Raw genomic sequence first — 13,602 nt, 5'->3', positions numbered from 1 at the left:
GGTGTTGAGGGCCGCGCATTCGCCAAAACCGGGCGGATTGTCCCGGTTCCCGCCCCGCATTTCAGGCCTGTCCGCGGCGCCAGCGCGCCAGGGGCGTGACGCCTTCGGGCAGCGGCGGGAGGCCCGCGAAGGTGCAGACCATATCGGACCACGCCTCCAGGTGCGAGGTGATGTCCGGGGTGGCCGGCGTCCAGGACGCTCGGAGTTCAATGTCGATCGAGTCGGGCCGGTCCGAGAGGGTTCCGAAGCTTTCGGACAGCACCCGCGTGGCAGTTCCGCCGGCCGAGCGGTAGGGCGCGGCGTGGTTCTGCAGGGCTTCGACGAGCCAGGTCCAGGCGACGGAGCCGAGCATTTCGTCGTTGCCCATTTCGGGTTCCAGCTGCGCGCGGATGTAGGTGACCACCCGGAATTCGCCCTCCCAGACGGCGGAGCCGTCGGGGTCGTGCAGCAGGATGAAGCGGCCGGTGGCCAGCTCGACGTCATCGCTTCCGGACGCGCGGGCCAGGGCCGCGGCGGCCGGGCCGTGGACGGCTCCGGAGGGTTCGCCGGGGGCGACAACTTCCGCCCCGAGCGCGACGGCGAACGGTGCAAGCCGCGCGGGCGCCGGGATTTCCTCGAGGCGCAGTTCACTGCGGGTTCGTGCCTGCCGAAGGGTTCCCAAGGCAAAGAGAAAATCTGCCGGAACCTGGTCGAGTGCGTTCACAATGGCAGATTATGCAAGGGGCGCTCTCCAGCCCGGCAGGCTCGCCGCCGCCGCCCGGTCCGGCTTGCGCCGGGCCGGGCGATGGCGGCAGGCGCGCCGCCCGGATCAGCCGGCAGCGAGCTCGCGCTTGATGGCAGCGATGAAGGAATCAACGTCGTCCTCGGTGGTGTCGAAGGAGCACATCCAGCGGACCTCGCGGGCCGCCTCGTTCCAGTCGTAGAAGCGGAAGGACGTGCGGAGCCGGCCGGCCACGCCGGCCGGGAGGATGGCGAACACGCCGTTGGACTCGGTCTTCTGGCTCAGTTCGACGCCGGGGATGGACTCGACGCCGGCCCGCAGCCGGGCCGCCATCGCATTGGCGTGCGATGCCGAGCGCAGCCAGAGGTCACCCTCGAGCAGGGCGATGAACTGGGCGGACATAAACCGCATCTTGGAGGCCAGCTGCATGTTCATCTTGCGCAGGTAGATCAGCCCCTGGGCGGCTGCCGGGTTCAGGGCGATCACGACTTCGCCGAACAGCAGGCCGTTCTTGGTGCCGCCGAAGGACAGAATGTCCACGCCGGCGTCGCGGGTGAAGGCCCGCAGCGGCACGCCCAGGTGGGCGGCGGCGTTGGCCAGCCGGGCGCCGTCCATGTGCAGCTTCATGCCCTTGGCGTGGACATGCTCGGCGATGGCCCGGACTTCCTCAGGCGTGTAGCAGGTGCCGAGTTCGGTGGTCTGGGTGATGGAGACGGCCAGCGGCTGGGCGCGGTGCTCGTCGCCCCAGCCCCAGGCTTCCTTGTCGATCAGTTCGGGGGTGAGCTTGCCGTCCGTCGTGGGGACCTGGAGCAGTTTGATGCCACCGATCCGCTCCGGCGCGCCGTTCTCGTCCATGTTGATGTGGGCGGTCGAAGCGCAGACCACGGCGCCCCAGCGCGGCAGCAGGGACTGCAGCGAGAGCACATTGGCGCCGGTGCCGTTGAAGACCGGGAAGCATTCGATCCCCTCGCCGAAGTGATCCTCCATCAGCTGCTGCAGCCGGGCGGTGTAGTCATCCTCGCCGTAGGAGACCTGGTGGCCTTCGTTGGCCGCGGCCAGGGCCGCCAGCACTTCGGGGTGGACACCCGAGTAGTTGTCCGAGGCAAAGCCGCGGACGGAGGGATCGTGGAGCCGCGCCGGAGTGCTGGCAGGGGCAGTTTCAACTGTGCTTGTCATCGATTTGCTCACGCTTTCAGTCTAAGGAGGTTCGGGCCCAACGGCTAAGTCCAGGGCAGGGCTGAGGTTTCGGATCAGCGTCTGATTTCTGGGCCCAGCAGCAGCCGCCGGCCGTTCAGTTCAGCCGCGGGGGAGGTGAAGAGCCCGACGGCGGCAGCGGCCAGGTCTTCGACGTCGGTGAAGCCCGGGAAGGTGCGTTCCGGGGACTTTGCCCGCATGGCTGCGTCCACGAGGGCCTTCACTACGAAGATCACGGCGGCGCTGCGCTGTTCCACGGCGACGGTGTCACTGCCGGGCTCCTGCTTGCGTCCCGACTGCCCGCGGTGGAATCCGTCGGCGACGGCCAGGGTCCAGGCCTCGGCGGCGGCCTTGGCGGCCACATAGCTGGCGCCGCCCGCCGTCGGCTGGCTCACGGCGGTGGAGGACACCATGGCGAAGCGCCCGGCGTCGGAGGCCGCGAGGTCGTCATAGAAGACCCGGGTGACGTTCCGCAGCGTGGTGATCGCGCCGCGTTCCAGGAACTCCCAGTCCGCGTCGCTCTGGTCCGTGATGCCTTTGGCGCCGCGCCAGCCGCCGACGAGATGGATGACGCCGTCGACGGCCCCGCCCGTTTCGGCCAGTCGGGCCCGCACGGTGGCGTGCAGTTTGCGGACGTCCGCGAGGTCGGCGAGGTCGCAGACGAGCGGCGTGACGCCGCTGCCGGCCTCGGCGGCGGCCGCCTCGATCCGGGGCCCGTCCGAGCCCACGGTGAAGACAGTGTGCCCCGCGTTGCGCAGGGCGCGGGCGGCGGCGATCCCCGAAGGGCCGCTGCCGCCCGTGACCAGCACGTTCAGGGCGCGCCCGGTGCTCATCCGGCGTTCATTGCGGCGTTTGTGGCGGTGCCGGCCGTGCCCGTGTCCGACGTGCCCGTGATGCCGGCCGTGGATTCAATGACGGGGCGCATCTTCTTCTCGAGTGCCTCGTAGAACATGGAGAGCGGGAACTCGTCGTCGAGCACCTGGTCGGTGAGGCCTCGCGGCGGCCCGGCCAGCGGCAGCGCGTCCGGACCCTTGGCCCAGACGGAGGCCGGGTTGGGGGTGACGGTCCCGGAGATCAGCTCATAGGCGGCGAGCCAGTGGGCCATCTTCGGGCGGTCGATCGAGCGCCAGTACAGCTCCTCGATTTTGGCGCCGAGTTCAACCACGACGCCGGCGGCTTCGTCCCAGTCGATGCTGAGCTTGCTGTCGGTCCAGTGCAGGACGTGGTGCTGGTGCATCCAGGCGAAGAGCAGCTGGCCGCCGAGGCCGTCGTAGTTGCGGACCCGGCTGCCGGTGATGGCAAAGCGGAAGATCCGGTCGAAAATCACGGCGTACTGGACCAGCTTGGCGTGCCGGCGCGCCTCCGGGTCGGCGTCCTCATCCTTTTCGATCTTCACGGATTCGCGGAAGGCGGTGAGGTCGCAGCGCAGTTCCTCGAGGGAGTAGAGGAAGTACGGCATGCGCTGCTTGATCATGAACGGGTCGAAGGGAAGGTCTCCGCGCATGTGGGTGCGGTCGTGGATGAGGTCCCACATCACGAACGTTTCCTGCGTCAGCTCCTGGTCCTCCAGGAGCGCGGCGGCGTCCTCGGGAAGCTGCAGGGAGGTGATGTCCGCGGCGGCGCGCAGGACGCGGCGGAAGCGGGCGGCCTCGCGGTCGGCGAAGATCGCGCCCCACGTGAAGGTCGGGGTCTCGCGGACGGCGACCGTCTCGGGGAACAGCACCGCGGAGTTGGTGTTGTAGCCGGGGGTGAAGTCGAGGAAGCGGATCGGGACGAAGAGCTTGTTGGAGTATTCGCCCTCTTCCAGGCCCCCAATGAACTCGGGCCAGATGACCTCGATCAGCACGGCCTCGACCAGGCGGCTGCTGCTGCCGTTCTGCGTGTACATCGGGAAGACCACCAGGTGCTGCAGTCCGTTGACCCGGTGCTGCTGCGGCTGGAAGGCCTGCAGGGAGTCCAGGAAGTCCGGCACGCCGAAGCCGCCGTCGGCCCAGCGGCCGAAGTCGGTGACGAGCAGGGAGAGGTAGTCGGCGTCGTGCGGGAAGGCCGGCGCCAGGGCCTGGATGGCCGCCGAGATGCTGCGGACATATCCGCCGGCCGCCTCGTGGTTGGCGGCGTCCGGGACGGAGCCGTCCTGGACCTGGAGCGCCTGCAGGGCGGTGGCGGCAGCCTTGAGCTGGAGCCACTCCGGGGAGGTGGCCGAGATCGGGGCAGTGGTGGTGATAGCGGTGGTGGTCATCGCAGCAGGCGCCTTTCTATTGACTGGGAGCGTCGCTCTTCAGTGTCTAGATCGAGCGTAGCAAGCAATCAGGATCCCTAATGCAAAATCAACCCGAGCATAAGAAGGTCTGTGGCAAACGGGCTGCGCAAGCCGGGCCAGCTCCAGCGGAGGCGTGGCTTCCCGCCCCGCCTGGACGGCAAAGGGCCCCCTCGGCAACTGCTGATGCGGTGCCGGAAGAGGGCCCTAAGTTGTCCGGTATGCGTTGTCTACCTGCACGCCCGGGCTACTGGCCGGCGTCGTCCGCCGGGACCAGCTTCAGGGAGACCGAGTTGATGCAAAAGCGCTGGTCGGTCGGGGTTCCGTAGCCTTCGCCCTCGAACACATGGCCAAGGTGGGAGTCGCACGTGGCGCAGCGGACCTCGACCCGTTCCATGCCAAGGGTGCGGTCGTGGATGTACCGGACCGTCCCCTCCGCGAGCGGGGCCCAGAAGGAGGGCCAGCCGCAGTGCGAATCGAATTTCTCCTGGCTGGTGAACAGCTCCGTGCCGCAGGCGCGGCACTGATAGACGCCGGTGGTGTGGGTGTCCCAGTACTCGCCGGTGTAGGGGCGCTCGGTCCCGGCCTGGCGGAGCACGCGATACTCGTCCGGCGTCAGCTCCTGGCGCCACTGCGCGTCGGACTTTTCAACCGGCGGATTGTCGCCCGGTCCGGTGGCACTTTCGGCCGCGGTCCCTTCGGGAGCGGCGACGGGTGAGACTTTGGGCCTGTTGCTAAAGATGCTCATAGCCTGAATAACGCTCAGGAGTCCCCGATAAATCCCGATCCCGCGTACAGATGCAGGACAGGAAGGCCCAGCTTGTCCTGGGCCTTGGTGGCCCAGTCGGTGTGGAAGGTGTCCGCGACGGCGTGCGGGCGCGTGATCACGACGGCCTGTCCGGCGCCGAGCTCCCTTACCCGGGCGACCATTCCGTCGACGGCCTTGCCCTCGACGATTTCGCCGGTCACGCCGCTGCCGAGCCCGGCCAGGGCCGCGAGCGAGGCGGCCAGGGTCTCAGCCGCTTCGGCGCGTTCCCCTGCGGGATCGGAGTGTGCCGTCAGTTCACGGAAGGCCTTGGAGATTTCCAGCAGGGACAGGTTCTCCAGGAAATCCACCAGGAGGTGCCGCTCGGTGCTGGCCGGAACCAGGACCACCACGGGCGCATCACCGCCGGCAATCAGGGTTTCGATGTTGACGCGGTCGTCCGCGCCGAGGGGCTCTTCTGTCAAAATGACGATTGGATCACTCATGCCCCCAGCCTAGTCGCGCGCCGGTGCGCCCGCACAGAATAGGGCGCGGAGAACCCGCGAGGGGCTGTTTGAACGCTCCGGACGGCGCTTCCGGGGCATGCGTTGCCAACCAGCTCGACCTGCCCTCCGGTGGTGCGTGGCGCCCCCAAATGCCACTCCCGGCGGGGAGTTCGGTAAGAATGGTGCCATGGCTTCCTCCCTACGCCTCCTGCCGGACCCGCAGCGGATCACCACCGCGCGTGGGAAGGCCGCCCGCGCCGTCGCGAACTCTGCCGCCGACGTTTCCGTCCCGGGCAGTGCCAAGTGGGCGTTGGGGGGCATCATCGGCGGCAGCGCCGCGGCCGGCCTGCTGGCCGCCGGTTCCTCAGCCCTTGCCCTCTATTTCGCCCGCCGCGTGATCACGCCTTCCCGGGTCCGGGAGGAGGACCAGGAGGTGCTCGCGGTGATCCGGGGCGATCACGGGCTGCAGATTATCCTCGCGGCTACGCCCGATGCCACGGTCGAGGGTGTCTACGGGTTTTTCTTCGACGGCGGCCGGGGGCATGCCCGGATCGGCCGGATCGTGTCCTACTCGCCCGCCGAGCGCACGGTGCAGCGCGAAGTTGAAGCCGTCTACAGCGGCGACCTCAGCTCTGTGCGCCGCGGCTATTGGAGCGGAGCCGTGTACCCGGACCCGGCCGGCACCGGCCTGCCGTCGGAAGACGTGGACATCGACGTCGACGGCGGGACCGCGCCGGCATGGCTGGTCCGGGCCCCGCAGGAGTCGGGCGTCTGGGCGATTATGGTGCACGGCCGCGGCGCGAGCCGGCAGGAGTGCCTGCGGGCGGTCCGGACGGCACGGGAACTGGGCATGTCCAGCCTGCTGATCACCTACCGCAACGACGGGCTGGCTCCCTCCGCGCAGGACGGGCGCTACGGCCTTGGCTCCACCGAATGGCGCGACGTCGAATCGGCCATCGGGTATGCGCTGGAGCATGGTGCCCGCGAAGTGGTGCTTTTCGGCTGGTCCATGGGCGGGGCCATCTGCCTCCAGACCGCCGACTTGTCCCGCTACCGCACCCTGATCCGGGCCATGGTGCTGGACGCCCCCGTCATCAACTGGGTCAACGTTTTGGCGCATCATGCCGAACTCAACCGGATCCCGTCCGCGGTGGGCAGGTACGGGCAGCTGATGATGAGCCATAAGCTGGGCCGTCGGCTCACAGGACTCGCGGCGCCGGTGGACCTGAAGGCGATGGACTGGGTTTCCCGCGCCGTGGAGCTGCGGACGCCCACCCTGATCATCCACAGCGTCGACGACGAATACGTCCCTTACGGCCCGTCCGCGGTCCTGGCCGAGAAGAACCCGGAGATGGTCACCTTCGAGACCTTCGAGCGTGCCCGGCACACCAAGGAGTGGAACGTGGATCCGGAGCGTTGGGAGCGCCTGGTGACAGCCTGGCTCGGGCAGCAGCTCGCGCCCCGCTCGAACCCCGGCCAGCCCAATCCCGAGGCGCCTGCCCCTGATGCGGCCACTCCCGAGGCGCCTGCCCCGCCGAGTTGACACTTCACGGCAGTGTTGCGCGACAACATTGCCGTTTGCTGCACACTCGACGCGTCCTGTGCGCTCCCGGGGCTTCGGGAACCCGTCAGTCCCGGCCGGTGCCGATCCGTGCCGTCTGCGCCCCGGTGAGGCGGATCAGTTCGGCCGGGCTCAGCTCGATGTCCAGGCCCCGCCGCCCGCCCGAGACCAGGATCGTGTCCAGGCCCAGGGCGCTGGCATCCACCACGGTGGGGGAGGGCTGCCGCTGGCCCAGCGGCGAGATGCCGCCCAGCACATAGCCGGTGCGACGCGCGGCCACTGCCGGGTCCGCCATCGCCGCCTTCTTGCCGCCCAGCGCCGCGGCCATCGCTTTGAGGTCCAGGTTCCCGCTCACGGGCACGACGCCGACGGCGAGCCGGCCGTCGATGTCGACCATCAGGGTCTTGAACACCCGGGCCGGGTCGACGCCAAGCACCTCCGCCGCTTCCAGCCCGTAGCTGGCGGCCGATGGGTCGTGGCTGTAGGGGTGGGCGACGAAGGGAACCCCGGCGGCCGCAAGGGCTGCGGTGGCCGGGGTTCCCTGTGACGCCTGCTTGCGTGCCATTCTGTTCGGAGATCCGGGTCTCGGAATGCCTGGGTGACCGGGGCCGGTCAGGACTGCTGCGGGAGGGCAGCAACTTTGCGCTTGATCCGGCCCAGCATCGCCGTCATCCCGCGCATCCGCAGCGGAGTGATGGCCCGGGTGAGGCCCAGCAGCTCCGGCATGTCGTCGGGGACGGCCAGGATCTCCGCCGGGCTCAACCCGTCGAGGCCCTCGTGCAGCACACCCGCGAAGCCGCGGGTTGTTGGGGCCTCGGGCGGCGCCTTGAAGAAGAGCCGGACGCTTCCGGCTGCGCCGCCGTCGGACTTTTCCGTTTCGATCGTCAGGAACAGCGGCGACTGGCACTCGACAACCTGCTCCATCAGCTCCGGGTGGTCCTTGAGCCTATCCGGGAGTTCCGGGAGGTCGCGGGAGAACTCGAGCAGCAGCTGGAGCCGTTCGGGCTCGGTAACGGCCTGGAAGTCGTCAACAATTTCCGCCAGTGCGGTGGGGAGGGCAGAAGTATTCATCACTTCCAGCTTACGCACGCGCGGCGAATGTGTCCTTGTCGGGGGAAGCGCACGGGGGGTTACAGGGCAGCCGGCACCGTGCCGCGTTCGGTTCCCTTGGCGATCGGGACACGGACGGCGTTGCCCCATTCGGTCCAGGAACCGTCGTAGTTGCGGACCGTATCGAAGCCCAGCAGGTACTTGAGCGCGAACCAGGTGTGGCTGGACCGCTCGCCGATGCGGCAGTACGCCACGACGTCGTCGCCCTCCTTCAGCCCGGCTTCGCCCAGGTACAGGGCCTCGAGCTCGGGGCGGGTCCGGTAGGTGCCGTCCTCGGCTGCTGCGCGGGCCCAGGGGATGGAGGCCGCGGTGGGGATGTGGCCGCCGCGCAGGGCGCCTTCCTCGGGGTAGGCGGGCATGTGCGTGCGCTGGCCCGTGTACTCCTCGGCGGAGCGGACGTCGATCAGCGGCTTGCCGAAGTGCGCCAGGACGTCTTCCTTGAAGGCGCGGATCGGGGCGTCGTTGCGTTCGACGACGGGGTACTCACCGGGCGTGGTGGCGGGCTTGTCCGTGGTGATGGCGCGGCCTTCGGCGATCCACTTGTCCCGGCCGCCGTCGAGCAGCCGGATGTCCTCGTGGCCGAAGAGTTCGAAAACCCACAGGGCGTAGGCGGCCCACCAGTTGGATTTGTCGCCGTAGATGACCACGGTGCTGTCGCGGGAGATCCCCTTGGCCGCGGCGAGGGCGGCGAACGCTGCGCCGTCGACGTAGTCGCGGGTGACCTCGTCGTTCAGGTCAGTGTGCCAGTCGATTTTCACAGCTCCGGGGATGTGGCCGGTCTCGTAGAGCAGCACGTCCTCGTCGGATTCCACCACCACGAGCTTGCCGTCCTGGAGTGCGCCGGATTCGATCGCGGCAGCCAGCCACTCGGTGGATACGAGGCGCTCGGGGTGGGCGTAGGCGGCGAACTTCTCGTTCTGCTCAACGGGGTAGGGCATTTGAATAGCCTTTCACTCAAACGGTCAGGAGGCCGGGCCATGGAAGGATCGAATGCGGCGCCGGGCCTTCTCCAACACTAGCCACGCCCTGCGGGGATTGCTCCACCGCGTTCACACTCGGAAATATGGCCTTCGTCACGCGGCGTCCGCCCGTCCATACCTCCCGTCCATACCTCCCGTCGGGGGGACCGCGCATTGCCGGTATTCTTTCTGGGGACAAGAGACCAGCAGAACGGACCACCTTGGTACAGATCGAACAGCTCGCCGCCCGCACCCCGGCAGTTTCAGTGGATGAACTCCTCAATGGGTTTTATCCGTCGCCGCGCTTCGGTGAGGTTTCGTTTTCCAGCTACCGGCCGGATCCGACCCAGCCCAGCCAGGCCACCGCGGTCAAGGCGCTGGAAGGATTCGCGGCCAACGTCGGAGCGCGCGACGGCGATGGACTCTTCAAGCGCCTCTTCGGCAAGAAGGACACCTCGCGGGCCGGGATCTACCTCGACGGCGGCTTCGGCGTCGGCAAGACCCACCTGCTCGCGTCGCTGTGGCATGCCGCCCCAGGGCCCAAGGCCTTTGGCACCTTCGTCGAATACACCAACCTCGTTGGCGCCCTGTCCTTCCGCAAGACGGTCGAGGCGCTGAGCCACTACAAGCTGGTCTGCATCGACGAATTCGAGCTCGACGATCCGGGCGACACCGTGCTGATGTCCCGGCTCATGCGCGAACTGGCCGACGCCGGCGTCAAGCTCGCGGCCACCTCCAACACCCTTCCGGGCTCCCTGGGCGACGGCCGCTTCGCCGCCGTCGACTTCGCCCGGGAAATCCAGGTGCTGGCGGACCAGTTCGACGTCGTCCGCATCGACGGCGAGGACTTCCGCCACCGCGGACTGCCGGCCGCGCCGCAGCCGCTGCCGAACGAGCAGCTGACGCACCACATGCAGAACGAGTTCCATGGCAAGACGGTGGCACGGGATGAGTTCAGCACGCTGATCGACCACCTGGCCGGCGTCCACCCCAGCCGCTACCGCCAGTTGCTCGACGGCATCGAGGGCGTGGTCTGGAAAAACGTCCACACCATCACCGAGCAGGCCGTCGCGCTGCGTTTTGTGGTGCTCGCGGACCGGCTGTACGACAAGGACGTGCCGATCCTGGCCAGCGGCGTGCCGTTCGACCAGCTCTTCACCGAGGAAATGATGACCGGCGGGTACATGAAGAAGTACTTCCGCGCCGTCTCGCGGCTCACCGCCCTGGCCCGCGAAGGCCAGAACCACGAACCCTCCTAACGTTTCCGAGCGACGCGGGGTCACCTATCGTCCATCCTGATGCACAGGATGGACGATAGGTGACCCCGCGTTGCTGCGTTAAGTGCCGTTACACGAGGTGCTGCCAGAGGGCTTTCCGTTGAATGCTGGGTGTTGTTGGGGGCCGCTGGGTGCTGTTGGGAGCCGCGGCGCTGGCCACCCTGTGGTTGAACGCCGGGCCGTTAAACGCCGGAGGTGCCGGCGCCGCCTCTCGGCGGGACCGACACCTCGCTGACGTATCTGGGTCAGAGGCCTGGCTGGCGGGGTTCCCCGGCAACGGGGGGCTGGCCGGCTACGGGAGGCTGTTCGGCGACGGGGGCCTCATCGGGCCGGTCGTTCGCCTTGTCCACGAAGTCGGAAGCGCCGCGCTGCACAGCATCGATCTTGTCGGCGTGCTTTCCGCCGGTCTTGGAGTCGACGAAGTCGCCGGCCTTTTCGATGCCGTCCTTGATGGCTTGTTCGTTGCCACCAATTACTTGCTGAGCCTTGCCCTTTAGATCGTCAAGTAATCCCACGGGCACCTCCCTTCGGTCTCGGAGCCAGATCGCTCCTTGCGTTTTCTACCCTAGCCGGAGGTGGCGGGGGTGCCAAGGGTGTCCGCCCATAGGGTAAAAGAAATCGCGGCGGTAGAACAGGGGAGAAGGACCCGGGCGGTCCAGGGGAGCCGCACACAAAAAAGAGCAGCTCCGTGGGAGCTGCTCTTATGGTGGGCGATACTGGGATCGAACCAGTGACCTCTTCCGTGTCAGGGAAGCGCGCTACCGCTGCGCCAATCGCCCGCAACCGGAAGAATCCGGAGTGGAGTTGTAATGAAGAGAGCGGACGACGAGATTCGAACTCGCGACATCCACCTTGGCAAGGTGGTGCTCTACCAGCTGAGCTACGTCCGCATTTAGTCCATGCCGGCTGGGCCGGTGGTACTGCATCAAGCAAGTTGCCTTGCTCTGGTGGGCGATACTGGGATCGAACCAGTGACCTCTTCCGTGTCAGGGAAGCGCGCTACCGCTGCGCCAATCGCCCCTTGCATCCGACCTAGACCGGAAACCAGGGTTTTCACCGAGGTGGGTACGGGATTCGAACCCGTGTATACGGCTTTGCAGGCCGCTGCCTCGCCTCTCGGCCAACCCACCGTGTAGATAGGATTCCGAAGAACCTTACCGTGACAGTGTCCTGCGAGCGGACGACGAGATTCGAACTCGCGACATCCACCTTGGCAAGGTGGTGCTCTACCAGCTGAGCTACGTCCGCATTATTGGCTGCAATTCCCCGCCGCAATCGGCATTTCCTCGCGTTCCAACGAGTAAGAACTCTATAGGAGGTTCAGGGAACTTACAAATCGAAACGACGACGGCGGGCGCCATCGCCGTCGCATCCTTGAGTTCTAGGGGTTCTTGCTAATTACAGCACTGTAATTCGCTGGACTTTCTCCGGCCCTGACACGGCGTCTTGGTGGGCTGCGGAGTTTCTGGGTGTGTCCGTAGTGCGTCTGTAAATGACGCATTCGGGAACACTGGAGCATCGCGGCGCCCCGATTTCTAAATTCCGCCGGGGTGGGCTAGCATTCAATGGCATTGGGGCGATTGGCGCAGTGGTAGCGCGCTTCGTTCACACCGAAGAGGTCACTGGTTCGAACCCAGTATCGCCCACCCAAGAAATGGTCCGTTCCGCTCACCGAGCGGGGCGGACCATTGTTGTTAGTACAGCCGGACCGCTGTTTCGCCACTGTCAGAGCCCCGTGAAAGAGTCTTTCCATGACCGCCCCACTTCTCGCCCACGCCACGGACTACGGCCGGATGTATGCCCGCTCCACCTCGGAGCAGTTCTCCGTCCCGTCAATCACCACCGTGATCGGCCAGCAGCCGCACGGCCTGGACGGCTGGTTTGGGTACATGGGTGCCAACAGCCTCGCCCAGGATCCAACCCTGCCCGGCATCCTGGGCAGTCCCGCCAAGGTACGCCAGGCGGTGAGCCGCGCGGCGAAGGCGGCGGAGACCTACCGCGATGACGCGGCGAAGCGCGGGGACAGGGTGCACAACTACTGTGAGCAGGTTGCTTTGCGCGCTCTGGGCCGTCCGCACCAGATGAAGGAAACCCGCGAAGCCCTCGCCGCGAACGGTGAAGAAGCCTTCGCAGCCCGTTTCGACGAATGGTGGGATCTCTTCCAGGTGGAGCCGATCGCCCCGGAAATCACCGTCTGGAACAAGACCGTTGGTTACGCCGGCACCCTGGACCTCGTTGCCAAAATCAACGGCCGGACCTGCCTCATCGATTACAAGACCAAGGGCACCAGCCGAGACGGCACCGTCAAACCCTTGGATGACAAGGTAGTCATGCAACTCGTGGCCGGCATGAAGGCCGAGGAAAGCCTCGTGGACCCGGTTGCAGGGGAGTGGGAGGCCTGGCAGCACGGCGAATCTCCGATCCTGCTGGCGGTTGCTGTCGGCCAGACGGAAGTCCGCCCCCTGCGCGCCAACCCGGACGTCCTGAAGCATCACTGGTGGAAGTTCTGCGCCCTGCGCCGCGTCTGGGAAATGTCGGCCGACACCACAGCCGCCGGAACGGCGCTACTCCCGCTCGCGCCGCCGCCCATCACCCGGTAGTCCTGACGCGACTGACGCGCCCGCCGCGCGTCCTCCGGTAGTCCTGACGCGACTGACGCGCCCGCCGCGCGTCCTCCGGTAGTCCTGACGCGACTGACGCGCCCGCCGCGCGTCCTCCGGTAGTCCTGACGCGACTGACGCGCCCGCCGCGCGTCCTCCGGTAGGCCGGACGCGACCGAATGTGCGTCCTGTCCGTTCCCGAGCCGGCCGTCTGCCATCGCAGCTGGACGACCGCGACGAAGCTACGCTGTGTCGCGCCGATGGCGTGCCCTTGCCTTGCGCTGCATCGCCATCGCAGGCCATGCCATGCCCGTCTACGTGCCAGACGTCTGCCCGTTCCCGTGACGACGTCTCGCCTCGGCCCGCCTGCCTGCCTGGGGCATTTGAGTCCCGCGCCCCCCGGAAACCGCGGCCGAGCCAGTTGGGGTTGAGGATTCCTCTAAGGTCCCGGTGCCCTTCGAATGTCCGGAGGAGAGCCGATCTGGCTTGGCCTGAACCTACGGCCGGAGTCAGGCGGCGTGGCTGAGGTCTGTGGGGTGGAAGTAGTAGTTGCGTCGGGGTTTTTGGCGTGGGTCGATGTGTGGGGGCGGGATGAACCAGGGGATGCCGGTGCGGAGTTGGATGGTCCATTGTTCTTTGTGGATCAGGTGGTGGTGGTGTGAGCAGAGCAGG

Annotated in this window: 13 protein-coding genes and 6 tRNA genes; 4 read left to right on the top strand and 15 right to left on the bottom strand. The window is 67.3% G+C overall.

Annotated elements, in window-relative coordinates; all coding sequences use genetic code 11:
- Positions 1-61 precede the first annotated feature (61 nt).
- From AC1DC5_RS12085 to AC1DC5_RS12060, 6 genes are all read right to left on the bottom strand, one after another.
- The gene (locus tag AC1DC5_RS12085) at positions 62-706 is read right to left on the bottom strand and encodes a DUF3000 domain-containing protein (protein ID WP_441406944.1); all 645 of its coding nucleotides are present in this window, start codon (positions 704-706) and stop codon (positions 62-64) included.
- A 102-nt stretch (positions 707-808) separates the two neighbouring features.
- Complete coding sequence (locus tag AC1DC5_RS12080; protein ID WP_476865416.1) at positions 809-1,897, bottom strand: threonine aldolase family protein; 1,089 nt, start codon at positions 1,895-1,897, stop codon at positions 809-811.
- A 74-nt stretch (positions 1,898-1,971) separates the two neighbouring features.
- Positions 1,972-2,748: an SDR family oxidoreductase gene (locus tag AC1DC5_RS12075; protein ID WP_476865300.1), complete on the bottom strand. Its 777-nt coding sequence runs from the start codon at positions 2,746-2,748 to the stop codon at positions 1,972-1,974.
- Complete coding sequence (locus tag AC1DC5_RS12070; RefSeq protein ID WP_476865299.1) at positions 2,745-4,154, bottom strand: DUF6421 family protein; 1,410 nt, start codon at positions 4,152-4,154, stop codon at positions 2,745-2,747. The genes AC1DC5_RS12075 and AC1DC5_RS12070 overlap by 4 nt, the downstream gene beginning before the upstream one ends.
- A gap of 265 nt (positions 4,155-4,419) precedes the next feature.
- On the bottom strand, positions 4,420-4,920 hold the full coding sequence (gene msrB / locus AC1DC5_RS12065; protein ID WP_476865298.1) for a peptide-methionine (R)-S-oxide reductase MsrB: 501 nt from the start codon (positions 4,918-4,920) through the stop codon (positions 4,420-4,422).
- A 14-nt stretch (positions 4,921-4,934) separates the two neighbouring features.
- On the bottom strand, positions 4,935-5,423 hold the full coding sequence (locus AC1DC5_RS12060; protein ID WP_441406934.1) for a hypothetical protein: 489 nt from the start codon (positions 5,421-5,423) through the stop codon (positions 4,935-4,937).
- A 187-nt stretch (positions 5,424-5,610) separates the two neighbouring features.
- On the opposite strand from AC1DC5_RS12060, the gene AC1DC5_RS12055 reads away from it, so the two are divergent.
- Complete coding sequence (locus AC1DC5_RS12055) at positions 5,611-6,966, top strand: alpha/beta hydrolase family protein (RefSeq protein ID WP_476865297.1); 1,356 nt, start codon at positions 5,611-5,613, stop codon at positions 6,964-6,966.
- A gap of 85 nt (positions 6,967-7,051) precedes the next feature.
- Here the strand turns inward: AC1DC5_RS12055 and ybaK are convergent, their stop codons facing one another.
- The 3 genes from ybaK to AC1DC5_RS12040 are packed head-to-tail and all read right to left on the bottom strand — an operon-like array spanning position 7,052 to position 9,032.
- On the bottom strand, positions 7,052-7,549 hold the full coding sequence (gene ybaK, locus AC1DC5_RS12050) for a Cys-tRNA(Pro) deacylase (protein ID WP_476865296.1): 498 nt from the start codon (positions 7,547-7,549) through the stop codon (positions 7,052-7,054).
- A 47-nt stretch (positions 7,550-7,596) separates the two neighbouring features.
- Positions 7,597-8,055 (bottom strand): SufE family protein, encoded by a 459-nt coding sequence (locus AC1DC5_RS12045; RefSeq protein ID WP_441406937.1) that lies wholly within the window; start codon positions 8,053-8,055, stop codon positions 7,597-7,599.
- A 59-nt stretch (positions 8,056-8,114) separates the two neighbouring features.
- Positions 8,115-9,032: a sulfurtransferase gene (locus AC1DC5_RS12040; RefSeq protein WP_476865295.1), complete on the bottom strand. Its 918-nt coding sequence runs from the start codon at positions 9,030-9,032 to the stop codon at positions 8,115-8,117.
- A gap of 242 nt (positions 9,033-9,274) precedes the next feature.
- Between AC1DC5_RS12040 and zapE the strand changes: the two genes are divergently transcribed.
- Positions 9,275-10,312, top strand: coding sequence for a cell division protein ZapE (gene zapE / locus AC1DC5_RS12035; RefSeq protein ID WP_476865294.1), 1,038 nt, complete (start codon positions 9,275-9,277; stop codon positions 10,310-10,312).
- A 263-nt stretch (positions 10,313-10,575) separates the two neighbouring features.
- Here the strand turns inward: zapE and AC1DC5_RS12030 are convergent, their stop codons facing one another.
- The 6 genes from AC1DC5_RS12030 to AC1DC5_RS12005 all read right to left on the bottom strand — a co-directional run bounded on the left by AC1DC5_RS12030 (position 10,576) and on the right by AC1DC5_RS12005 (position 11,578).
- Entirely contained in the window at positions 10,576-10,845 is a 270-nt protein-coding gene (locus AC1DC5_RS12030; protein WP_476865293.1) for an antitoxin, read from the bottom strand.
- Positions 10,846-11,034: 189 nt separating this feature from the next.
- A tRNA-Val gene (locus tag AC1DC5_RS12025) sits at positions 11,035-11,109 on the bottom strand.
- A gap of 38 nt (positions 11,110-11,147) precedes the next feature.
- Positions 11,148-11,220 (bottom strand) — tRNA-Gly (locus tag AC1DC5_RS12020).
- 55 nt (positions 11,221-11,275) lie between these two features.
- A tRNA-Val gene (locus AC1DC5_RS12015) sits at positions 11,276-11,350 on the bottom strand.
- 39 nt (positions 11,351-11,389) lie between these two features.
- Positions 11,390-11,460, bottom strand: a tRNA-Cys gene (locus AC1DC5_RS12010).
- 45 nt (positions 11,461-11,505) lie between these two features.
- Positions 11,506-11,578 (bottom strand) — tRNA-Gly (locus AC1DC5_RS12005).
- A gap of 326 nt (positions 11,579-11,904) precedes the next feature.
- Here AC1DC5_RS12005 and AC1DC5_RS12000 point away from each other — a divergent pair.
- Positions 11,905-11,976, top strand: a tRNA-Val gene (locus AC1DC5_RS12000).
- Positions 11,977-12,081: 105 nt separating this feature from the next.
- Positions 12,082-12,930, top strand: coding sequence for a cytochrome (locus AC1DC5_RS11995; RefSeq protein WP_476865292.1), 849 nt, complete (start codon positions 12,082-12,084; stop codon positions 12,928-12,930).
- Positions 12,931-13,602 lie beyond the last annotated feature (672 nt).

It is taken from the genome of Arthrobacter sp. 10L424, from assembly GCF_056395325.1.
Note: the sequence above shows the minus strand (reverse complement) of the source record. Positions and strands in the feature narration are given on the sequence as shown.